The sequence below is a fragment of the Mesorhizobium sp. genome (assembly GCF_024509055.1).
Lineage (GTDB): Bacteria > Pseudomonadota > Alphaproteobacteria > Rhizobiales > Rhizobiaceae > Mesorhizobium.
The window spans coordinates 1-2,869 of the sequence record NZ_JANINM010000229.1 but is presented as its reverse complement, the minus strand read 5'-3'; the positions used below and the strand labels follow the sequence as shown (position 1 = coordinate 2,869).

7 protein-coding genes are annotated in these 2,869 nt (G+C 65.3%); all 7 read left to right on the top strand.

Annotation, left to right across the window (positions count from 1 at the left end; genetic code table 11):
* Positions 1-298 (top strand): head-tail connector protein (locus Q0L57_RS11165; protein ID WP_296742562.1); only part of this gene is annotated, 298 nt, incomplete at its 5' end.
* Between the two features lie 81 nt (positions 299-379).
* Positions 380-583, top strand: a complete 204-nt coding sequence (locus Q0L57_RS11160; RefSeq protein WP_366940890.1) for a head-tail adaptor protein — start codon at positions 380-382, stop codon at positions 581-583.
* A 25-nt stretch (positions 584-608) separates the two neighbouring features.
* Positions 609-1,019 carry a DUF3168 domain-containing protein gene (locus Q0L57_RS11155; protein WP_296742559.1) on the top strand — a complete coding sequence of 137 codons (411 nt, stop codon included), beginning with the start codon at positions 609-611 and terminating at the stop codon, positions 1,017-1,019.
* A 14-nt stretch (positions 1,020-1,033) separates the two neighbouring features.
* Positions 1,034-1,441: a phage major tail protein, TP901-1 family gene (locus tag Q0L57_RS11150; protein WP_296742556.1), complete on the top strand. Its 408-nt coding sequence runs from the start codon at positions 1,034-1,036 to the stop codon at positions 1,439-1,441.
* Between the two features lie 10 nt (positions 1,442-1,451).
* The gene (locus Q0L57_RS11145; RefSeq protein WP_296742554.1) at positions 1,452-1,739 is read left to right on the top strand and encodes a phage tail assembly chaperone; all 288 of its coding nucleotides are present in this window, start codon (positions 1,452-1,454) and stop codon (positions 1,737-1,739) included.
* On the top strand, positions 1,729-2,310 hold the full coding sequence (locus Q0L57_RS11140; RefSeq protein ID WP_296742552.1) for a phage tail tape measure protein: 582 nt from the start codon (positions 1,729-1,731) through the stop codon (positions 2,308-2,310). Before Q0L57_RS11145 ends, Q0L57_RS11140 begins: the two co-directional genes overlap by 11 nt.
* Positions 2,311-2,593: 283 nt before the next feature.
* The coding region (locus Q0L57_RS11135) for a TIGR02217 family protein (RefSeq protein WP_296742549.1) at positions 2,594-2,869 on the top strand (276 nt) is incomplete at its 3' end.

The following is a 2,869-nucleotide window of genomic DNA, read 5'->3' as shown; positions in this document are numbered from 1 at the left end:
TAACGCCGGCAGCATCGATGTCGAACGGTTTGTCGTCGATACGACCGCGAATGTGATCGCCGCTCCCGGCTGGTCGTTGCCGCCGCCGGGACGCGGCACGGCCGGCATCGAACTCGATGTCGAGATCGGCTTCGGCGACAACGCGGCCGATGTGCCGGAGGTGTTGCGTCACGCCATCCGCACGCTGGTGGCACATTGGTACGAGAACCGCGGGCTGGCCGCGATCGGGCAAACCGTCGCCATGCTGCCCGGCAGCGTCAGCGCCATGATCGCGTCCTATCGGGTGCTGTCGTTATGATCGATCCCGGCGCACTGAAAACCCGGCTGACCATCGAAGCGCCGGTGGAAACCGACGACGGGCAGGGCGGCGTGGGCGCAGGTGACGCAACTCTCCGCGCGGCACGACATCGCCGCCGATGCCGATGGCGCGGCGGTTCGCACGCGGATCGTGATGCGCAACCGGTTCGTCCTCACCTTGCAGCACCGGCTGGCCGATGACCCGCGCATTTATCGCATCCTCGCCATTCGCGAGCGCGACGATCGCCGTTTCATCGAGATCGACGCCGAACTGCGTATAGAGTGACTTGTCCCCATCTGGATTTGACATCATGACTTATGCCAACGTGGCGCTGCGCGCCGCGATCCATGACGCGTTGCGTGCCGACGGCGGCCTGACTGCCGCGCTCGGCGGCCAGCGGATCTACGATGCACCACCGCGCGGCGCATCGTTTCCCTATGTCACGCTGGGCGAGGCGCGGCTCGTCGATGCATCGTCCGACGGCGGCGAGACGCAGGAACATCTGCTGACGCTGCACGCATGGTCGCGGCAAGGCGGCCACAAGGAAGCGCACGGCATCGCCGGTGCGTTGTTGCAGGCGCTCGACGACGCGCCGCTGGCACCGGACGGGCATCGCCTCGTCAACCTGCGGTTCTCCGTCGCCGACATCCGCCGCGAGGCCGATGGCCGCACCTATCACGCGGTGGTGCGCTTTCGCGCCGTCACCGAACCCGTCACCTGAACCGAGGAGCAATCATGGGCGCGCAAAAGGGCAAGGACCTGTTGGTGAAGATGTATGACGGCGCGAGTTACGTGACCGTCGCCGGGCTTCGCAGCCGCAAGATCGCGTTCAACGCCGAACTGGTCGACGTCACCCACGCGGAGTCGGTCGATCGCTGGCGCGAGTTGCTTGCGGGCGCCGGCGTCAAGCGCGCGTCGATCTCCGGGCGCGGACTGTTCAAGGACAGCGCCTCCGATGCACTGGTGCGGCAGGCATTCTTCGACGGCGCGGTGAATGCCTGTCAGGTGATCGTACCGGATTTTGGCACCATCGAAGGACAATTCCAGATCTCGGGCCTGGAGTTTTCCGGCGAGCACAACGGCGAGGTGACGTTTGACGTCTCGCTGGAATCCGCCGGCGCGCTCACCTTCACCGCGATGTAAGGAGCCGCAAATGCCCAACAAATATCGCGGCGAGATCGAGGCCGAACTTGGCTGCGGTCGCCACACGCTGGTGCTGACGCTCGGCGCGCTCGCGGAACTGGAATCCGCGTTCGGAGCTGATGACTTGATGGCGCTAGCGGAGCGTTTCGGCACCGGGCGGCTGTCGGCGCGCGATCTGGCGCACGCCATCGTCGCGGTGCGCGGGCACGTGCCGATGCCGATAGATCGTACAGGCCTTGACGACCTGATGCGGCGGTTTCCGGACAAGACGATGGAGAAAATACATCATGGCGGATGACACCGAACTGCTCGATACGGCGAGCACGCTGGACAGCCTGAGCCTGAAGACGCGCGACCTCGCCAGCGGAGCCAACAGTTTTGCGCGAGCGATGACCTCGGCGTTCGCCACCTCGGTGACCGGCGGCAAGCAATTCGACGACGTGTTGAAGTCGCTGGCGCTGCGATTGTCCGACCTCTCGGTACGGCTCGCCTTCAAACCCATCACCAGTGCGCTCGGAAGCGGCATCGACAGCCTGCTGTCGGGCTTGACCGGCATCGGCTCGAGCACATCGACCGCATCGATGGTTGCGGCCTCCGGCGCGGTGAAGCCATTCGGTGGCGTGATCGGCACGCCGACCTATTTTCCGCTGATCGGCGGCGGCACAGGCCTGGCCGGCGAGGCCGGCCCCGAAGCGATCATGCCGCTGAAGCGCGGGGCCGATGGCAAGCTCGGCGTCAGCGGCGGTGGCGGTGGCAACAGCATCACCGTGCAGATCGCGACGCCGGACGTCGACAGTTTTCGCCGCTCGGAAAGTTACATCACAGGCCAGATCGCGCGTGCGGTGGCGCGCGGGCAGCGGAGCTTGTGACGACAACATGCTCCACAGCCATGACCGAAAAGTCCGGCCATGACGGTATCGAGTGATGCGATGGTTCTCTTCACCAACAGCGTCGTCCCGGCGAAGGCCGGGACCCATAACCCCTGACAGTCATGAGTGGGGAATGCCGTTCTCCAGGATCATGATCGCTGCCCGCATCATATGCGACACGGCGTATGGGTCCCCGCCTTCGCGGGGACGACTCCGGCAGTGTTGATTTCCGAACTGCAAGTTCAGTCAACGCCTCAATTGATCCTCCGGTGCAGGATTGCCCATGACATCCTTCCATGAAATCCTCTTTCCGCTCGACGTCGCGCTGAAGAGCGCTGGCGGGCCGGAGCGGCGGACCGATATCGTGACGTTCGGATCGGGACGCGAGGAACGCAATGCGCGCTGGGCGCACTCGCGGCGGCGCTACGACGCCGGCTACGGCATCAAGACGCTCACCGAATTGCAGAGCGTCGTCGCGTTCTTCGAGGAGCGGCGCGGCCAGCTCTATGGCTTTCGCTGGCGCGACCGGCTCGACCAGACATCGGCATCGCCCGGCACG

What these genes read in the sequence shown, in the direction of transcription:
- Q0L57_RS11155 (WP_296742559.1), top strand. Translation starts at nt 609, where the DNA reads ATGACTTATGCCAACGTGGCGCTGCGCGCCGCGATCCATGACGCGTTG.
- Q0L57_RS11150 (WP_296742556.1), top strand. Translation starts at nt 1,034, where the DNA reads ATGGGCGCGCAAAAGGGCAAGGACCTGTTGGTGAAGATGTATGACGGC.
- Q0L57_RS11145 (WP_296742554.1), top strand. Translation starts at nt 1,452, where the DNA reads ATGCCCAACAAATATCGCGGCGAGATCGAGGCCGAACTTGGCTGCGGT.
- Q0L57_RS11140 (WP_296742552.1), top strand. Translation starts at nt 1,729, where the DNA reads ATGGCGGATGACACCGAACTGCTCGATACGGCGAGCACGCTGGACAGC.